A 366-nucleotide genomic window follows, 5' to 3' on the forward strand; every position below is an offset into this window, starting at 1 on the left:
CGCGACTTCGTGCACGTCTCCGGCGAGATCGGCATCGGCGCGGGCGTCGTGCTCGGCGGCGAGCTGTACGACGGCGTGCACGGCTTCGGCGGCGAGCTCGGGCACGTCCCGGTCACCACCAGGGGCCCCGCGCTGTTCCTGCGGCGCGCGGGGGTGCCTGGAGACCTACGCCGGGCAGGAGGCCGTCCTCGACCGGGCGGGCGCCGCGGATGTGGACACGCTCACCGCACGGCTGGACGCGGGCGAGGCCACCGCGACCGCCGCGGTGGCCTCGGCGGGCAGGCGGCTGGGCACCGCGCTGTCCGGGGTGGTGAACCTGCTGGACGTGCCCGTGGTGGTGCTCGGCGGTGTCTACGCCCGGCTGTA

Annotated in this window: 1 pseudogene; it reads left to right on the forward strand. The window is 76.5% G+C overall.

Annotation, left to right across the window (positions count from 1 at the left end):
- Positions 1–157: 157 nt before the first annotated feature.
- A pseudogene (locus SACPADRAFT_RS34480) lies at positions 158–366 on the forward strand (ROK family transcriptional regulator); the annotation flags it as partial.

Source organism: Saccharomonospora iraqiensis subsp. paurometabolica YIM 90007 (assembly GCF_000231035.2).
Lineage (GTDB): Bacteria > Actinomycetota > Actinomycetes > Mycobacteriales > Pseudonocardiaceae > Saccharomonospora > Saccharomonospora paurometabolica.